This window comes from Hydrogenophaga sp. IBVHS2, assembly GCF_002127215.1.
Classification (GTDB): domain Bacteria; phylum Pseudomonadota; class Gammaproteobacteria; order Burkholderiales; family Burkholderiaceae_C; genus Hydrogenophaga.
The window spans coordinates 224,239-241,885 of record NZ_NFUT01000003.1; the positions used below are offsets into that span (position 1 = coordinate 224,239).

18 protein-coding genes are annotated in these 17,647 nt (G+C 67.3%); 11 read left to right on the forward strand and 7 right to left on the reverse strand.

Features of this window, described 5'->3' with window-relative positions:
• The first annotated feature begins 31 nt into the window (after positions 1-31).
• Entirely contained in the window at positions 32-460 is a 429-nt protein-coding gene (locus CAP38_RS10300) for an acyl-CoA thioesterase (protein ID WP_086121318.1), read from the forward strand.
• Here CAP38_RS10300 and CAP38_RS10305 read toward each other — a convergent pair whose 3' ends face one another.
• The 3 genes from CAP38_RS10305 to CAP38_RS10315 are packed head-to-tail and all read right to left on the reverse strand — an operon-like array spanning position 461 to position 3,065.
• Positions 461-1,231 carry a type 1 glutamine amidotransferase gene (locus CAP38_RS10305; RefSeq protein WP_086121319.1) on the reverse strand — a complete coding sequence of 257 codons (771 nt, stop codon included), beginning with the start codon at positions 1,229-1,231 and terminating at the stop codon, positions 461-463. It abuts the gene before it with no gap.
• 56 nt (positions 1,232-1,287) lie between these two features.
• Positions 1,288-1,674: a hypothetical protein gene (locus tag CAP38_RS10310; RefSeq protein ID WP_086121320.1), complete on the reverse strand. Its 387-nt coding sequence runs from the start codon at positions 1,672-1,674 to the stop codon at positions 1,288-1,290.
• Positions 1,671-3,065, reverse strand: coding sequence for an acyclic terpene utilization AtuA family protein (locus CAP38_RS10315; RefSeq protein WP_086121321.1), 1,395 nt, complete (start codon positions 3,063-3,065; stop codon positions 1,671-1,673). Before CAP38_RS10315 ends, CAP38_RS10310 begins: the two co-directional genes overlap by 4 nt.
• 169 nt (positions 3,066-3,234) lie before the next feature.
• On the opposite strand from CAP38_RS10315, the gene CAP38_RS10320 reads away from it, so the two are divergent.
• The 10 genes from CAP38_RS10320 to CAP38_RS10365 all read left to right on the forward strand — a co-directional run bounded on the left by CAP38_RS10320 (position 3,235) and on the right by CAP38_RS10365 (position 13,619).
• A complete protein-coding gene (locus CAP38_RS10320) occupies positions 3,235-4,110 on the forward strand; it encodes a branched-chain amino acid ABC transporter permease (RefSeq protein ID WP_086121322.1) in 876 nt (291 codons plus the stop codon).
• Positions 4,111-4,119: 9 nt separating this feature from the next.
• Entirely contained in the window at positions 4,120-5,196 is a 1,077-nt protein-coding gene (locus CAP38_RS10325; RefSeq protein ID WP_086121323.1) for a branched-chain amino acid ABC transporter permease, read from the forward strand.
• Entirely contained in the window at positions 5,193-6,017 is an 825-nt protein-coding gene (locus CAP38_RS10330) for an ABC transporter ATP-binding protein (protein ID WP_086121324.1), read from the forward strand. Before CAP38_RS10325 ends, CAP38_RS10330 begins: the two co-directional genes overlap by 4 nt.
• Complete coding sequence (locus CAP38_RS10335) at positions 6,014-6,802, forward strand: ABC transporter ATP-binding protein (RefSeq protein WP_086121325.1); 789 nt, start codon at positions 6,014-6,016, stop codon at positions 6,800-6,802. Before CAP38_RS10330 ends, CAP38_RS10335 begins: the two co-directional genes overlap by 4 nt.
• Before the next feature lie 4 nt (positions 6,803-6,806).
• The gene (locus CAP38_RS10340) at positions 6,807-8,663 is read left to right on the forward strand and encodes a long-chain fatty acid--CoA ligase (RefSeq protein ID WP_086121326.1); all 1,857 of its coding nucleotides are present in this window, start codon (positions 6,807-6,809) and stop codon (positions 8,661-8,663) included.
• Between the two features lie 59 nt (positions 8,664-8,722).
• Positions 8,723-9,892 (forward strand): ABC transporter substrate-binding protein, encoded by a 1,170-nt coding sequence (locus CAP38_RS10345; RefSeq protein WP_086121327.1) that lies wholly within the window; start codon positions 8,723-8,725, stop codon positions 9,890-9,892.
• Positions 9,893-10,009: 117 nt separating this feature from the next.
• The gene (locus tag CAP38_RS10350; protein WP_179188520.1) at positions 10,010-10,600 is read left to right on the forward strand and encodes a hypothetical protein; all 591 of its coding nucleotides are present in this window, start codon (positions 10,010-10,012) and stop codon (positions 10,598-10,600) included.
• A 73-nt stretch (positions 10,601-10,673) separates the two neighbouring features.
• The gene (locus tag CAP38_RS10355) at positions 10,674-11,099 is read left to right on the forward strand and encodes a DUF2784 domain-containing protein (RefSeq protein WP_086121329.1); all 426 of its coding nucleotides are present in this window, start codon (positions 10,674-10,676) and stop codon (positions 11,097-11,099) included.
• Between the two features lie 501 nt (positions 11,100-11,600).
• The gene (locus CAP38_RS10360; protein ID WP_086121330.1) at positions 11,601-12,320 is read left to right on the forward strand and encodes an HNH endonuclease signature motif containing protein; all 720 of its coding nucleotides are present in this window, start codon (positions 11,601-11,603) and stop codon (positions 12,318-12,320) included.
• A 396-nt stretch (positions 12,321-12,716) separates the two neighbouring features.
• Positions 12,717-13,619, forward strand: coding sequence for an Abi family protein (locus CAP38_RS10365; RefSeq protein WP_086121331.1), 903 nt, complete (start codon positions 12,717-12,719; stop codon positions 13,617-13,619).
• Positions 13,620-13,652: 33 nt separating this feature from the next.
• On the opposite strand, the gene CAP38_RS10370 is transcribed toward CAP38_RS10365, so the two are convergent.
• The 4 genes from CAP38_RS10370 to CAP38_RS10385 are packed head-to-tail and all read right to left on the reverse strand — an operon-like array spanning position 13,653 to position 17,639.
• Entirely contained in the window at positions 13,653-13,967 is a 315-nt protein-coding gene (locus tag CAP38_RS10370; protein ID WP_086121332.1) for an EthD family reductase, read from the reverse strand.
• Positions 13,968-14,005: 38 nt separating this feature from the next.
• Complete coding sequence (locus CAP38_RS10375) at positions 14,006-14,497, reverse strand: thioesterase family protein (protein WP_086121333.1); 492 nt, start codon at positions 14,495-14,497, stop codon at positions 14,006-14,008.
• An 8-nt stretch (positions 14,498-14,505) separates the two neighbouring features.
• Positions 14,506-16,452: a biotin carboxylase N-terminal domain-containing protein gene (locus CAP38_RS10380; RefSeq protein ID WP_086121410.1), complete on the reverse strand. Its 1,947-nt coding sequence runs from the start codon at positions 16,450-16,452 to the stop codon at positions 14,506-14,508.
• 17 nt (positions 16,453-16,469) lie between these two features.
• Positions 16,470-17,639: an acyl-CoA dehydrogenase family protein gene (locus CAP38_RS10385; RefSeq protein WP_086121334.1), complete on the reverse strand. Its 1,170-nt coding sequence runs from the start codon at positions 17,637-17,639 to the stop codon at positions 16,470-16,472.
• Positions 17,640-17,647: the final 8 nt, after the last annotated feature.

Below are 17,647 nucleotides of genomic sequence, written 5' to 3' on the forward strand. Positions count from 1 at the left end.
GAATCTCGGGGTTATCACGGAGATTGTGCCCATGTCCACCGACGCCGGCCCCCAGGCCACCCACTTGCCCACCGACCGCGAACTGGTGCTCAAGGTCATTCCCATGCCGGCCGACTGCAATGCCAACGGCGACATCTTCGGCGGCTGGGTCATGGCCCAGGTCGACCTGGCCGGTGCGGTGCTGCCGGCGCGTTATGTGCGCGGCCGCATGGCCACGGTGGCGGTCAACCAGTTCATCTTCAAGCAGCCGGTGCGGGTGGGCGACATCCTGAGCTTCTATTCGCACCTCACCCGGGTGGGCCGCACCTCCATCACGGTGCAGGTGGAGGTGTTTGCCGAGCGCTTCTCGGCCCAGGGCCAGTATGTGAAGGTGACCGAAGCCAGCCTGACCTATGTGGCCATCGACATGGAGGGCCGGCCCCGGCCCATCCCGCGCGACGGACTGCCCGCCGGGCTGTGATCAGGCCGGCTTCCAGCGCCGCCGCCACGCGGCGTAGATGACACCGGCCAGCGCCAGGCTGCCGGCCTGGCTGTACAGCGTGGCGGCCCGCATGGCGTCGGGCGGCTGCACGGTGGGCAGCCCCTGAACCACCGCTTGGGGGTACACCGTGCCGGGGTTGCCCAGCCAGGCATCGATCTTCTCCGGCGTGATCTCGATGTGGAACTGCATGCCCAGGTGCGGGCCGATGGCAAAGGCCTGATGCGGGCAGGCCGGTGACGATGCCAGCAGCTTCGCGCCCGGCGGCAGCTCGACGAAGCTGTCGTAGTGCCATTGGTAGACCACGGCCCGGCCATCGCTGCCCAGACCGCCCAGCCAGTCCTGCAGCAGGGCGGCATCGGGGTCGAGACCGGCGACCGCGTGGATCGGCAGCCAGCCCACCTCGGGCACCGGCAGGCGCTCCACCCGCCCGCCGAAGGCACGCGCCATCAGCTGCCCGCCCAGGCAGTGCCCGATGACCGGAATGCCGCGCGCATCGGCCTGGCGGATCAGGTCTTCGGCCTGGCGCAGGCTGGGACGGTCGTCATTGGCGCCCCACTCGCCCCCCAGCACCGCCAGCGCGCGGTAGCCGTCGATGGTGTCCGGGTAGGCCTCGCCGGCCTCGGTGCAGCGCACCTGCCAGGTGTGGCCGTGCGCATCGAGCCATTCGCCCAGGTAACCCGGGCCGTCCTCCAGGGTGTGCTGCAGCACCAGCACATCGATGGGCTTGGGGGCAAGGGGGGTGTTCGGCATGGCCGCGATGCTAGGCAGCGCCACACCCCGCGCTGGGGCCATTCCACCGGCCCGGTTCAGGGCCACCAGGCCACGGTGGGGCTGTGCAGGGCTTCGTCCAGTTCGGCCTGTGTGGCGGTGATTTCCATGCGCAGCAACGCCCCGGCCAGGGCCTTGCCCAGGTTGTCCTGGCGCAGGTTGCGGGCGCCGCCGCCCTGCAGCGCGTCCTTGAGCACCAGCTTCATGGCCAGCAGCTTCGGCAAAGGCCACAACAGCACCTCGCCCGGCAGCCAGGGCGCAAAGTGGGCCTGCACCCGCCGGGCCGTCACTTCACGCTCGATCAGCCGCCACCCCGCCGCGTTGCGCGCGAACAGGCCGAAGTCGACCCAGTCGGCCTTGTCGCCGCTGCGGGCGTGGGCAATGCGCGCCAGGGGAATGTGCAAGGTCTCGATGCCCGGGTTCATGCGCCCGCCTCCATCCAGTCGATGGCCACACCCGCCTCCACCGAGGTACGGTCCACCAGCGTCGGCCAGATGCCCAGCAGTTCGCTGGCACCGTGCAGACCACTGAAGCCACTGGTGTACGCCGGGCCGCTGAGCGCCAGCCAGGGGAACAGCCGGCCGAAGCCTTCGGCCGCACTGCGGTCGGGGGTGCGCAGCACGAAGCGGGTCCAGACCTCGTCGAGGTCGTTCAGGGCAGACGCGTCGGGCAGCGGGGCCAGCGGGCCATGGGCCGCGTTCAGGCCCGGGTGCTCCACGAACAGTTCGTCGTGCGGCACCCGGCGGCGCGCCAGTTCGGCGCGGATCATGGCCTGCGCGGCCTGGGCCTTGTCCCAGGCGTCGGGCCACGAGAAGCCCCAGCTCACCTCGGCCTTGTAGCCGTCGCGGTAGCCGGCCACCACCTTGAGGCGGTCGCCCGGGGGTGTGCCCCGCGCACCGCTCAGGTACACCCGGTTCCGACCCTCGTCGCGCAGTTCGATCTGCCCCATGTCCAGCACCACGTCGGGCGAGTGGTAGGCGTGCGGGTCGTGCACCTCGTACAGCAGCTGCTGGCGCACCGTGTCGAAATTGACCAGCCCGCCGGTGTCGGGCGGCTTGGTGACGAGGGCGGTGCCGTCTTCCCAGACTTCCGCGACGGGATAGCCGATGCGGGCCAGATCGGGGATGCGCTGCCACCAGCCCTGGCTGCCGAAGTTGCCCCCGCTGCCCTGCCCCGAACATTCCAGCAGATGGCCCACCGTCAGGCCCTGGGCCAGGCGGTCGAGGTCGATCGGGGTGGAGGCGTCCTGCAGCTTCCAGCCCAGGCCGTGCACCAGCGGGCCCAGGAACAGCGCGGCATCGGCCACCCGGCCGGTGATGACGATGTCGGCCCCGCCATCGAGCGCCTGCACGATGGGGGCTGCACCGAGGTAGGCGTTGGCGAACACCAGCCGCTCGCGCACACCGGCGATGTCGTGGCCATGAAACAGGTGGGGAAAGTCCTGAGTCGGGTCCAGCAGGCGGGGCAGCACGTCGTCGCCGGCCACCACCGCGATGCGGGCCTTCAGGCCCCTGCCCTTCAGCGCGGCCTGCACCGCCAGCGCCGCCCCGTGCGGGTTCAGGCCGCCGGCATTGCACACGAAGCGCACGCCACGCGCCTGCATCAGCGGCCACAGGCGCAGCAGCAGGGGCACCACGTCCCGCGCGTAGCCCAGCGCGGGGTCGCGCTGCCGGTCTTTCTGCAGGATGGCCAGGGTCAGTTCGGCCAGGTGATCGCTGGCCACGAACTGCACATCGCCGCGCTCGATGCTCGCCGCCACCGGCTCCCAGTGATCGCCATAAAAGCCCAGCCCGGCACCGATACGCACAGAGGTCATGGGGGCATCTTGCTGGCACCTGCGCGACGCCCGCGTCGGGACAACCCCTAGCGTCAGTCCCGTGCAAGACAGCTATAAATCGCAGCACTTCTGCTGCCTTGCCTGCACCCATAACTGCAGCAGACGCGGCCTTCGGGACGCGCGACACAACAACAACGGAGACACGTTCGTGCAACTGCTGCAACTGCTCATCAGCGGTGTGGCCCAGGGGTGCATCTATGGCCTCATTGCCCTGGGCTTCGTGCTGATCTACAAGGCCACGGAGACCGTGAGCTTTGCCCAGGGCGACCTGATGATGGTCGGCGCCTTCGGCGGTCTGGCCGCCATGACCCTGCTGGGCTTCCCCTTCTGGCTCTCGGTGCCGGCGGCCATCATCGGCATGGCGCTGTTCGGCGTGCTGCTCGAGCGCATCGTCATCCGCCCCATCCTGGGCCAGCCCGCGTTCTCCATCGTGATGCTCACGATCGGCGTGGGCTATGTGCTGCGCGGCGTGATCACCATGATCCCCAACATCGGCACCGACACCCACACCCTGCCCGTGCCCTACGCCGGCGAGGTGCTGCGCCTGGGCGCGCTGGTGATCTCGGCCGAGCAGGTGGTGGTGATCGGCGTGACCGCGCTACTGTGCGGCGGCCTGTTCGCCATGTTCCGCTACAGCAAGCTGGGCATCGCCATGCAGGCTTCGTCGCAGAACCAGCTGGCGGCCTACTACATGGGCATTCCGGTGAAGAAGCTCAACGGCCTGGTGTGGGGCCTGGCGGCCGGCGTGGCCGCGATTGCCGGCCTGCTGCTGGCGCCCATCACCTTCGTGCACGCCAACATGGGCTTCATCGGCCTGAAGGCCTTCCCGGCTGCGGTGGTGGGGGGCTTCACCAGCCTGCCCGGCGCCATCGTGGGCGGCCTGGTCATCGGTGTGGTGGAGGCCCTCTCGGGCTTCTACCTACCCGAAGGCTTCAAGGACATCGCACCCTACATCGTGGTGCTGATCATGCTGGTGCTCAAGCCCAACGGCCTGTTCGGCGAAAAACTCCGCAAGAAAGTCTGAGGCCGGCCCATGCGTTTCCTGTTCAAGACCGATTACGACCAGGACATCCGGCTGGCCAAGCACGGCGGCCACGTGTTCTGGTACAGCCTGCTGGGCCTGTTCCTGGTGACTGCCCCCTTCACGGTGGAGGAGTACTGGCTCTCGCAGATGACCTTCGTGCTCATCTACGCCATCGTGGGCCTGGGGCTGATGCTGCTGGCCGGCTTCACCGGGCTGTTCTCGCTGGGCCATGCGGCCTTCCTGGGCGTGGGCGCCTACACCCAGGCCATCATGGTCAACGCCGGCCTGCCCTTCCCCCTGGCGCTGGCCTGCGCCGGCCTGCTATCGGCCGCCGTGGGCATGGTGGTGGGCCTGCCGGCCCTGCGGGTCAAGGGCATCTACCTGGGCATGGCCACCCTGGCCTTCGGCTTCATCGTGGAAGAAGGCATTGCCCGCTGGGAGCACATGACCGGGGGCAACGCCGGCCTGATGGTGCAGTACCCCAAGCTGCTGGGCATGGAGCTCGACACCACCGGCGAGTTCTACGCGCTGTGCCTGGTGATCTGCGTGGCCGCCACGCTGGGCATCGTCAACCTGATGCGTTCGAGCACCGGCCGCGCCTTCGTGGCCATCCGCGACTCCGAGATCTCGGCCCAGAGCATGGGCATCCACCTGGCCCGCTACAAGACGCTGAGCTTCGCGCTCTCGGCCTTCCTGGCCGGCATCGGCGGCGCGCTGTATGCCCACAAGATCCAGTTCCTGTCGCCCGACCAGTTCGGCATCATCCAGTCGATCGACCTGCTGCTGATGGTGGTGATCGGCGGTCTGGGCTCGATCCACGGGGCCTTCCTGGGCGCCATCTTCCTCATCGTCATGCCCCAGCTCATTGCCATGGGCAAGGACTTCCTGCCGGCCGCCATCGGCCAGGCCGCCGGCCTGCAGGGCACCGTGTACGGCCTGGTGCTGATCGCCTTCGTGCTGTTCGAGCCCATGGGCCTGTACGGCCGCTGGCTCAAGGTGCGCACCTGGTTCCAGCTGTTCCCGTTCTACCGCAAGGGCATGTTCAAGCGGCAGAAATCGTTCCAGAAATCGGACCGCCTGAAATGAGCGACATCCTCCTCTCGGCGAAGAACCTGAGCGTGCGCTTCGGCGGCGTGCTGGCCGTCAACGACGTCAGCTTCGACGTGAAGCGCGGCGAGGTGTTCACCCTGATCGGCCCCAACGGCGCCGGCAAGACCACGGTGTTCAACCTCATCAGCCGCATCTACACCCCCACCACCGGCACCATCGACTACGCCGGGCCGCAGGGCATGCTGCGCCTGACCGAGCAGCCGCCGCACCGCATCGCCTCGCTCGGCATTGCCCGCACCTTCCAGAACATCGAGCTGTTCGAGCACGCCACCGTGCTGCAGAACCTGCTGATCGGCCGCCACACCCACCGCCGCACCGGCCTGCTGTCGGAGCTGTTCTTCACCAGCAAGACGCGCGCGGCCGAGATCGAGGCGCGCGAGAAGGTGGAGCAGGTGATCGACCTGCTGGACCTGCAGCACCACCGCGAGAGCATGGTGGCCGGCCTGCCCTACGGCGTGCGCAAGGTGGTGGAGCTGGCACGGGCCCTGTGCACCGAGCCGCAGCTGCTGTTGCTGGACGAGCCCTCGTCGGGCCTGAACGTGGAAGAGACCGACGACATGGCCTTCTGGATCACCGACATCAAGAACGAACTCGGCATCACGGTGCTGATGGTCGAGCACGACATGGGCCTGGTGTCCAAGGTGTCCGACCGGGTGCTGGCCATGTCGCAGGGCCAGCAGCTGGCCATGGGCACGCCGGCCCATGTGCAGGCCGACCCCGGCGTGATCGAGGCCTACCTGGGCACGGTGGACGACGTCTCCAGCCTGCGCCGCGAAAACCACAAGGTGAATGCATGAGCGTTCCGACCAGTGACTCCCCGGTGCTCAAGCTGTCCAACGTCGAGAGCGCCTACGGCCCCATCAAGGCCATCCGCGGCGTGAGCCTGCAGGTGCGCCGGGGCGAGATCGCCACCGTGCTGGGCAGCAACGGCGCCGGCAAGACCACCATCCTCAAGACCATCAGCGGCATCATCGACCCGCGCAAGGGCTCGGTGGAATTCAAGGGCGAGAACATCACCGCGCAGGACCCGTCGCACATCGTGCAGATGGGCCTGTCGCACGTGCCCGAGGGGCGCGAGGTGTTCCCGCTGCTGTCGGTGCGCGACAACCTGCTCATGGGCGCCTACACCCGCAAGGACCGCGACGGCGTGGCGCGCGACATGGAGATGGTGTTCGGCTACTTCCCCATCCTGCGCGAGCGGGCGGCACAGGACGCCGGCCTGCTCTCGGGTGGCCAGCAGCAGATGCTGGCCATCAGCCGCGCGCTCATGGCCAACCCCGACCTGATCCTGCTGGACGAGCCCAGCCTGGGCCTGAGTCCGAAGCTCACCAAGGAGATCTTCGAGATCGTGGTGCGCATCAACCGCGAGCGCGGCACCACCATCCTGCTGGTGGAGCAGAACGCCAACATGGCGCTCAACGCCGCCGACTACGGCTATGTGCTGGAGAACGGCCGCATCGTGATGGAAGACACCTGCGCCCACCTGCGCGAGAAGGACGACATCAAGGAGTTCTACCTCGGCATGAAGGAAGCCGGCGTGCGCGCCGACCGGCGCTGGAAAAAGAAAAAGACCTGGAGATGACGAGATGACCTACCTCTGGGACACCTCCCACATCCAGCCGCGTGCCGATGTGGTCATGCCCGGCGAGACCATGCCCGCCGTGTTCTGGAACGCCGTCAAGGCGCGCGGCCCCAAGGTCTGGATGCGCCAGAAAGACCTGGGCATCTGGCGCAGCTGGACCTGGCAGCAGACCGGTGAGGCGGTGCGCGAGATCAGCCACGGCCTCATGGCCCTGGGCTTCGAGGCCCACGACACCGCCTCCATCCTGTCCAACACCACCATCGAGTGGGTGCTGTGCGACCTCGGTGTGCTGAGCGCGGGGGGCGTGTCCAACGGCATCTACCCCACCGACGCCGCCGAGCAGGTGCAGTACCTGTGCGAGGACTCCCGCACCACGGTGCTGTTCGTGGAGAACGACGAGCAGCTCGACAAGGCGCTGGAGGTACGCGACCACCTGCCGCTGCTGAAGAAGATCGTGGTGGTCGACATGGACGGCCTGCGCGACCTGGACGACCCGGGCGTCATCAGCCTCGATGCGCTGCGCCAGCTCGGCCGCGAACACCACAAGGCCCACCCCGGTGCCGTGGAGGCCCGGGTGAATGCGCTCAAACCCACCGACCTGGCCATCCTGGTCTACACCTCGGGCACCACCGGCAAGCCGAAGGGCGCCATGCATTCGCACGCCGGGCTGGTGTACACCGTGCGCGGCTACAACACGCTCATTGCCCGCAGCGAGGACGACGAGTGCATGTGCTTCCTGCCGCTGTGCCACATTGCCGAGCGCATGGGCGGCGAGTACTTCTCGCTCTACACCGGCGCCAAGCTCAACTTCGTGGAGAACCCCGAGACGGTGCCGGAGAACGTGCGCGAGATCGCACCCACCGTGTTCACCGCCGTGCCGCGCGTGTGGGAGAAGTTCTACTCCGGCGTGATGATCACCCTGAAGGAAGCCAGCGGCCTGCAGCAGGCGGCCTATGCCTGGGCCATCGGCGTGGGGCAGAAAGTGGCCGACCTCGTGATGGCCAGGCAGCCGGTGCCGGGCAGCCTCAAGCTGCAGTTCAAGCTGGCACGGGCCCTGGTGCTCAACAACGTGCGCAAGCTCATCGGCATCCACCGCGCCCGCTTTCTGGTGACCGGTGCAGCCCCGATCTCGCCCGACCTGGTGCGCTGGTACCTGGCCCTGGGCGTGCCCATGCTGGAGGTGTGGGGCATGACCGAGACCTGCGGTGCCTCCACCGGCATTCCGGCCGAGCGCATCAAGCCCGGCAGCATCGGCCCGGCCGCGGCCTACAACGAGGTGCGCATCGCACCCGACACCGGCGAGATCCTGGTGCGCGGCCCCAATGTCTTCATGGGCTACCTCAACCTGCCCGAGAAGACCGCCGAGACCATCGACGCCGATGGCTGGCTGCACACGGGCGATGTGGGCGTGGTCGATGAGGAAGGGTTTTTCCGCATCACCGACCGCATGAAAGACATCATCATCACCGCAGGCGGCAAGAACATCACGCCCAGCGAGCTGGAGAACGAACTGAAGTTCTCGCCCTACGTGACCGACGCCGTGGTGATCGGTGACAAGCGGCCCTACCTCACCGTCATCATCATGATCGACCAGGAGAACGTGGAGAAGTATGCGCAGGACAACGACGTGCCGTTTTCCAACTACGCCAGCCTCACCCGCGCGCCCGAGGTGCAAGGCCTCATACAAGCCGAGATCGACCGCGTGAACAAGAAATTTGCCCGGGTCGAACAGATCAAGAAGTTCTTCCTGCTCGACACCCAGCTCAGCGCCGAGGACGAAGAACTCACCCCCACCATGAAACTCAAGCGCAAGCTGGTGCAGACCAAGTACGCCGAGCAGATCGACGCCATGTACCGCTGATGCAAGGCCCCAGCAGCGCTGACCGATCACCGACCCGCCACCCCGAAGGAGACCACACCATGACACTCAAACCCACCCTGATCGCCGCCGCCCTGGCGCTGGTCGCCGGCTCCGCGCTGGCGCAGTCGCAAGGCGTGACCAAGGACACCCTGACCATCGGCTCCATCCAGGACCTCTCGGGCCCGCTGGCCGGCTTCGGCAAGCAGGTGCGCCTGGGCATGATGCTGCGGGTGGACGAGGCCAACGAGCAAGGCGGCATCAACGGCCGCAAGATCGAGCTCAAGGTGGAAGACTCCGGCTACGACCCCAAGAAGGCCGTGCTGGCGGCCCAGAAGCTGGTCAACCAGGACAAGATCTTCGCCATGGTGGGCCACATCGGCACGGCGCAGAACATTGCGGCCATGCAGGTGCAGTTCCCCAAGAACGTCATCAACTTCTTCCCGGTGACCGCCGCGCGTGAAATGTACGAGCCCTTCCACCGGCTCAAGTACAGCTTTGCCGCTACCTACTACGACCAGATGCGCCTGGCCGTGCCCAAGCTGGTGAAGGAGAAAGGCGCCAAGAAGGTCTGCACCATGTACCAGGACGATGAATTCGGCCTGGAGGTCAAGCGCGGTGCGGAAGACGGCCTGAAGACCGTGGGCATGACCCTGGCCGAAGAGACCACCTACAAGCGCGGCGCCACCGACTTTGCCTCTCAGATGCAGAAGCTCTCGGCCGCGCAGTGCGACATGGTGGTGCTGGGCACCATCATCCGCGAGACCATCGGCGGCATCGCCACCGCACGCCGCCTGGGCTTCAACCCCACCTTCGTGGGTTCCAGCGCCTCGTACACCGACCTCATCCACAAGCTGGGCGGTGCCCCCATGAACGGCCTGTACGCCGCCATGACGGTGCAGCACCCCTACCTGGACGAAGCCAACCAGCAGATCCGCTTCTGGGCCAACAAGTACAAGACCAAGTTCAACGAAGACCCGACCGTGTTCTCGGTGTACGGCTACAGCGCGGTGGACGCCTTCCTGCGCGCCGCCAGCAAGGCCGGCAACAACCTGACCACCGACAGCTTCATCAAGGCCATGGACACCATGACCATTCCGCCGGACATCTTCGGCGCCGCCGAGATGACCTTCGGCCCGCAGAAGCGCCTGGGCAGCAACGCTACCCGCCTCTCGCAGCTGCAGGACGGCCGCTGGAAAGTGGTGTCGGAGTACATGAACATCAACAAGTGACCTGAAGCGTCACCCCCCCCAAAAGCCCGCCGCGTGCGGGCTTTTTTCATGGCCGACCGACCAGGCCGAATAACCCCGCACCCGAGCAGGTCGCAGGGTCAATCCACAACAGGCACCATGCCCGGCCCTGCACGCTCGCAGGCCCCTTCATCCAACAACACCCGGGAGCCCCCCTTGATCGGCCTGCTGAACTTCCTGCGCGACCACGACCATCTGCTGGAGATGTTCCTGGAGAACCGCGATCCCTACGCCACCCAGCCCATGCCCCAGTGGGTGGTGGAGGCCGTGCGCCCGCACCTGGGCCGGCAGGACCGTATCCGCGCCGTGGCCAGCGGCCGCATCGTCGGCGCCAACCGGGGCGTGTGGGTCATCACCGACCGCGAGCTGCTGGTGGTGGAATCGGGCATCAAGCCCCGCGTGCGCCACCTGCCGCTCAACAGCGTGGAGCTGTGCAGCAACCTCAAGGGCAAGTACGGCCAGACCCTGCGCGTGGAAGGCCTGGGCCAGCGCCACAGCCTGATCGGCGCAGCGCCGTCCACCGCCGCCCTCACCCAGGAAGCCATCGCCCACGGCCGCCCCATGGAAGTGGTGCGCCCCGCCACGGCCCCCACCGAAGCCGAACTGCAGGACGCCCGCTACCTGGTGGCCGACCTGTCGGTGCGCGCCCAGCCGGCGGCGCACCTGTCGGCCGAGGCTGTGGCCGCCTGATCGCTGCCGGGTTTCGCGGCCTGACCGCGCGGCGCACTGGCCGTCAGGCCAGCCGAGGATTAACCTGCGCCGCATGAGCCCCGCCACCGCCGCCCTGCTGGCCGACGCCATCCTCCTGCTCCATGTGGGCGTGGTGGTGTTCGTGGTGGGCCTGCTGCCCCTGGTGCTGGTGGGCGGATGGCGCGGCTGGGGCTGGGTGCGCAACCGGTGGCTGCGCGCCACCCACCTGGGCCTGATGGTGCTGATTGCGCTGCAGGCCTGGCTGGGCCGGCTCTGCCCCCTGACCATCTGGGAACAGGCCCTGCGCCGCATGGCCGGCCAAGCCAGCTACAGCGAGAACTTCGTCTCCCACTGGCTCGCAGAGCTGCTGTACGTGGACGCACCGCTGTGGCTGCTGGCCTGGGTCTACAGCGGGTTTGCGCTGCTGGTGGTGGGGGCTTGGTGGTGGGTGAGGCCAGTGAAGTCATCGCCCCAAGGTGCATCAGGCAGCACCCATTGAGCGGCTGAGGCCGCCACCGAAGCGGCATCGGGCCACTGCGCCGCATCGGTCAAACAACCCGCCGAACCCGCCAGCCGCTGCGTGGCGCGGGCCAGGGCGATGCGGTCATCGGTGCTGAGGTCGGCTTGCTGGGCCACCAGGGCCAGGCGTTGAACCGCTTGAAGATCGAGCGAAAGCTCGGCCAGCAGGTGCGCGTTCATGGGGGCGTTCTCCATCCAAGGACACGAACCACCCAGCTGAGCTACAGCCGGGTGGACGGGATGTTCAAACACGCATACAGACGTGCGGGCGCCCTTACGGGTAGCCCCATCCCGTCCAAACCGTGTCCAGCGACCATGCGCTGGCTTTGAATTGGGACGCGATAGGACCCACATTCCTGTGGATCGCAACTCTGTAATGCGGTGTTTGAAGCACCGACCCTTTCGGGTGGGCGGCATTATGCAGAGACAGGCCCAACAGCGGCAGTACAGTACCCCATAGGGTACACAACGACTGCCAGCCATGCCTCCTTCAGAGCCGAACGACGAATCACGAAAGCCGTGGACCGACGAAGAGCTAAGAGCGTCGGTCGAGGCTTATCGGGAGATGCAGCGACGACTCGACGCAGGCGAGCGCGGCTTTATGAAAAGCGTTTACGTCGAGCTGAGTCGACGGTTTGAACGCACGCCCAGTTCGTTCGAGCTGCGCATGCAGAACATCTCTGCGGTGCTGAGGGTGATGGGGCGCCGATGGATCGAGGGGCTCAAACCGGCCAAGCATGTGGGCGCTAACGTCAGCGCTCGTATTGAGGCGCTCATCAATGAACTCGATGGCAACCCTGCGCCGCCCACCGCGTCAGAGCGCATCGAAGTTTTTGAACTGGCGGCAAAGCCGGCCAAAGCGGGCAAGACGCCGCCACCACCAGAAGGCTCGGTACAGCCAGCGAGGAGTACCACCACCAGCCTGAGCTTCGCACGCAGCAAAGACGTCAAGGTATGGGTACTTCGCCGCGCGGCTGGCCACTGCGAATGCTGCGATCAGCCCGCCCCGTTTCAAACGGTGGAAGGTCAGCCGTTCTTGGAGGTACACCACCTCCGCACCTTGGCCGATGGTGGATCAGATCGAGTGTCCAACGCGGTTGCGTTATGCCCAAACTGCCATCGCCGGCTGCACTTTGGGGAGGACGCGGAAGCGTGTAAGGCGCGGATGTACGCCTTGATTCCCGGCCTGTTTCGAGAGTGACGCGCACGCAAGCTGCGTCAACTCCTCAAGTCCCAAACTTTGGCCTGAGATACGAGTTCAATCCGGTTGACGTTGCAGTCTGCTGATGTGTCCAACGGGCCAAGTAGCAACCACCCCGGGGTATGAGATGCCGCCTTGATTCCTACTGCTGCCTTTCGCGGCGATCCGATGCCGCTGTCGGAGGAGAGCACCGGTGCCCATCGCACACCACAAGGCCTGTCAGAACTGCAAATCGCAGCTCGGTACTCCACACCGGACTGGTCGTGCGCGTATACTCCCGCTCAACAAAACCCGCCAAGGCTATGCGCGCATGCGTATCCTCAAACCGGCGGGTTACTTTTTTGTGCTCCGGGTTTTCGGGGCGCAGCGGCTAGCCGGGAGCCCATCGTGGCAACGATGAAGCGCCCCTTCGGCAAGCCCGCCACCACCCATGCTCAGCAGGTGGCACTGCTGCAGCAGCGCGGTATGGTGGTCGATGATCCGGCTACAGCCGAGTTCCATCTGCAACACCTCAACTACTACCGACTCGGTGCCTACTGGCTGCCGTTCGAGGCCGACCACGCCACCCATACCTTCCGTCCCGGCACCCGCTTTGCGGATGTGTTGAACCTTTACGTGTTCGACCGCGAACTGCGCCTGCTGGTGCTGGATGCCATCGAGCGCGTGGAAGTCTCGGTGCGCAGCCAATGGGCTTACCAGATGGCGCACCGGCACGGGCCGCATGCCCATCTGGATGTGGCGTTGGCCTTCAACAGCCACCACTGGCAAACCAACCTCAACAAGCTGACGGACGAAATCGATCGGTCCGACGAGGTTTTCATCAAGCACCTCAGGGCCACCTACAGCGAGGCACTGCCGCCTGCCTGGGCTGTGTGCGAGGTGATGTCGCTGGGCTTGCTTTCGCGTTGGTACAGCAACCTCAAGCCCATGCATACCCGCAGCGCCATCGCCGCAGCCTACGGGGTGGACCAGCGCGTGCTCGAATCCTGGCTTCACCACCTCTCACTGGTGCGCAACACCTGCGCTCACCACAGCCGGCTGTGGAACCGAGACTTCACCGTCACCCCGAAGCTGCCACACAGCAAGCCGGCCGGCCTGGCGGCGCAATGCCAAGCCGGTTCGCGCAAGCTCTACAACGCGCTGGTCATCCTGTTGCATTGCATGGACGTGATCGCGCCGCAGCACCACTGGCGTGCCCGCCTGAAGGACCTGATCGACCGGCATGCAGTTCCAGTGGGGGCAATGGATTTCCCGACCGGCTGGGAGCAGCTGGCGATCTGGCACGAAAAGACGCCATGAATTCAGCTCAGCGGCTCACCCACGGCTGCAGGCTCACCCCACCACCACCTCACTGATCTGGATCACCGGCGCCAGATCGGTGTAGTTGGGGATGTCGCCCATGATCTCCTTGCCGTGGGCGGCCATGCCGGCCTGGAAGCCTTCGAGCGTGGGGCAGAACAGGTGGCACATGGCCACGTAGGTGGCGGGCTGGCCGGGGGCGCCGCCGGCCAGGCCCTTGTCCACGGTGTACGACTCGCAGGCCGCGCCCAGGCGGGCTTTCACCAGCGGCATGTGTTTGTCGCGGTAGTAGGCGTGGTCGAAGCGGGCGCCGGGGGTGTTGGGGTACATCACGCTGATCTTGAACATCGTTGTCTCCTGTGGATTGTGGTTGGGGAAAAACGGCTTCAACTGACGATGTAGGCGCCGGCACCGGTGGACAGCAGCTTGCCGTCGGCGCCTCTGAACTCCATGCGGGTGCTGGCCACGCGGGAGCCCAGGCGCAGCACTTCGGCGCGCAGTTCAAAGTGGTCGCCGATGCCGGGGCGCAGGTAGTCGATGCGCAGGTCGATGGTGCCCAGCTTGGCAAAGCGGTGCAAGCGCTGCTCGGGCGGCTCGTCCATGTGGCGGGCACCGATGGCGGCCATGACGGCCAGGCCGCCCATGGCGTCCAGCCCGGCGCTGATGACGCCGCCGTGAATGCGGTTGTAGCTGAAGTGCCCCACCAGCTCGCGGCGCATGTCGATGCGGGCCGTGACATGGTCGGGGTGCAGGCCGGTGACCTTGAGGCCCAGCACCTGGTTGAAGACGATCTTTTCTTCAAAGATGCTTTTCAGGCCCAGAATGAAGGCGGGCTCGAACTCGGCTGGCGGCGGGGGGGTGCGGGTGTGTTGGGTCATATAAGGGTTCAGGTTGACGCGGCCAGGGTGAGCAGGCGCTGGCCGGGGGCGACCTGCTGGCCCACGGCCACGGCCAGCGCCTCGACCACGCCGTCGCGCGGGGCGCCGATGCGGTGTTCGATCTTCATGCTCTCGATGGCCAGCAGGGCGTCGCCCCGGGCCACGCGCTGGCCGGGCTGCACCAGCAGGGCGGCCACGCGGCCGTTGAAGGGAGCGCGCACCTCGCCGCTGGCGGTGGCACCATCGGCGCGCTGCTGCGGCTGGTGGCTGAGGTCTTGCAGGATGAGTGTGTGGCTGCCGCCCGATGCCCCCACCTGCACCTGCCAGGTGGGCACGCCGTTATGCGCAGGCAGCCTCACAGCGGTGACGGTGTGGCGCATGCCGACGATGTGCACCGCACCGGCCTCGATGCGGGCGGTGTGGGTCTGGTCGGCCAGCGACACGGTGATGGTGCCCTGCCCGTGTTCCTGCACCTGCAGGGCCAGCGCCACATCGCCGCAGCGCCAGCGCAAGGGGCGGGCCCACGGGCACGACAGGCGCTCGGCCAGCGGCTGGCCATGGGCCCATGCGGCCAGCACAGCGGCGAGTTGCACAGCGGGTGGCGGCTGCAGTTGCTGGCGCAGGGCCTCGCCCTCTTCCGCCAGAAACGGGATGAGCGCCTGCCCGGCCACGAAGCTGGGGTGGCGCAGGCAGGCGGCCAGCAGCTCCCGGTTGCTGGGCAGGCCCAGCAGCACGGTGGCGTCCAGCGCCTGGGCCAGTTGCTGCGCGGCGGCCTCGCGGGTGGGCGCATGGATGATGAGCTTGCCCAGCATGGAATCGAAGTGCGGGCCGACCACCAGGCCGGGTTCGATGGCATGGTCGAAGCGCAGGCCGGGCGCCGCAGGCGGCTCGGCAAAGGCGGCGATGGTGCCGGTGTGGGGCGCAAGGTGTTCGTCTTCGCTGCACAGGCGAACCTCGATGGCATGGCCCTGCCAGTGCACGTCGGTCTGCTGCAGGGTGAGTGGTTCGCCCCGGGCGATGCGCAGCTGCCACTCCACCAGGTCGAGGCCAGTGAGCATTTCCGTGACAGGGTGCTCCACCTGCAGCCGGGTGTTCATCTCCATGAGGAAGAACTGCCCGTCCTCCAGCAGGAACTCCACCGTGCCCGCGCCCACATAACCCGCCGCCTTTGCCAGGGCCACGGCGGCTTGCCCCAGGCGCTGGCGCAGGGCTTCGTCCACGGCGGGGCTGGGGGCTTCTTCGATAATCTTCTGGTGCCGGCGCTGCACTGAGCAGTCGCGCTCGCCCAGGTGGATGCAATGGCCGTGGGCGTCGGCCAGCACCTGCACCTCCACATGGCGCGGGCGCAGCAGGGCGCGTTCGATGAGCAGGTCGGCGTTGCCGAAGCCGGCCAGGGCCTCGGCGCGGGCGCTGGCCAGTGCAGCCGGCAGATCGGCCGCGCTGTGCACCAGGCGCATGCCGCGCCCGCCGCCGCCGGCCACGGCCTTGACCATGAGCGGGTAGCCCACGCGCTGCGCCTCGGCCAGAAAGGTGGCGTCGCTCTGATCGACGCCGGCGTAGCCGGGCAGCACCGGCACGCCGTGCTGCTGCGCCAGTGCCTTGGCGGCGGCCTTGCTGCCCAGCGCGCGGATGGCCGCCGGCGGCGGGCCGACCCAGGTGAGGCCGGCATCGATGACGGCCTGGGCGAAGTCGGCGTTCTCGCTCAGAAAGCCATAACCGGGGTGCACCGCGTCGGCCCCGGTGGCGCGGGCGGCGTCCAGCAGGCGGTCGATGCGCAGGTAGCTCTCGGCAGCGGTGTGCCCGCCCAGGGCAAAGGCGGTGGTGGCTTCGCGCACAGGCAGGGCCTGCGCGTCGGTCTGGCTGTACACCGCCACGGTGGACAGACCCAGGCGGTGAGCGGTGCGCACGATGCGCCGGGCGATCTCTCCCCGGTTGGCAATGAGCAGGCGTTGCACGGAAGGCCGGGTCATGGTCAGCGCGGCTTCTTGGCCATGCCCATGGTTTTGGCCAGGATGCCCAGCATCACCTCGTCGGCGCCGCCGCCGATGGACGCCAGGCGGCCGTCGCGGTACATGCGCGAGACCCGGTTCTCCAGCGTGAAGCCCATGCCGCCCCAGAACTGCAGGCAGGTGTCGGGCACCAGGCGGTTCAGGCGGCCGGCCTTGAGCTTGGCCATGGTGGCCCATTCGGTCACGTCCTCGCCGGCCACGTAGCGCTCGCAGGCGAGATACGTGAGCGCACGCAGCGACTCCACTTCGGTGCGCAGCTCGGCCAGCTTGAACTGCACCCACTGCTGGTCGATCAGGTGGGCGCCGAAGAGCTGGCGCTCGCGCGCCCATTCAATGGTCCATTCGATGCAGTTGTTCAGCGCCTCCAGCGTGCTGGCGGCGCACCACAGGCGCTCCTCCTGGAACTGCTGCATCTGGTAGACAAAGCCCGCGCCTTCGGCGCCGATGCGGTAGCGCTGCGGCACACGCACTTCGTCAAAGTGCAGCAGGCCGGTGTCGCTGCTGTGCATGCCGATCTTGCGGATCTTCTGGCTCACCTCGAAGCCCTTGACCGGCTTGCCGCCCTCACGCAGCGGCACCATGACCAGGCTCTTGTTCTTGTGGGCCGGGCCGTCGCTGGTGTTGACCAGCAGGCAGATCCAGTCGGCCTGCAGGCTGTTGGTGATCCACATCTTCTGGCCGGAGATGACGTAGTCGTCGCCGTCCTTGCGGGCATGGGTGCGGATGGCCGACACGTCGCTGCCGGCACCGGGCTCGCTCACGCCGATGCAGGCCACCGCCTCGCCGGCAATGGCCGGGGCCAGGAACTGCGCCTTGAGCTCCTCGCTGCCAAAGCGGGCCAGCGCGGGCGTGGCCATGTCGGTCTGCACACCGATGGCCATGGGCACGCCGCCGCAGTGGATGTGCCCCAGCGTTTCGGCCATGGCCAGGCTGTAGCTGTAGTCCAGCCCGGCGCCGCCATGGGCCTCGGGCTTGGTCAGGCCCAGCAGGCCGAGCTTGCCGAGCTCGCGGAACACCTCGTGGGCCGGGAACATCTCGGCCGCTTCCCATTCGTCCACATGGGGGTTGATGTGGTCGTCGATGAAGCGCCTGAGCGTCTTCTGCATCTCGCGGTGTTCGTGGGTGAACTGCATGGGCTGTC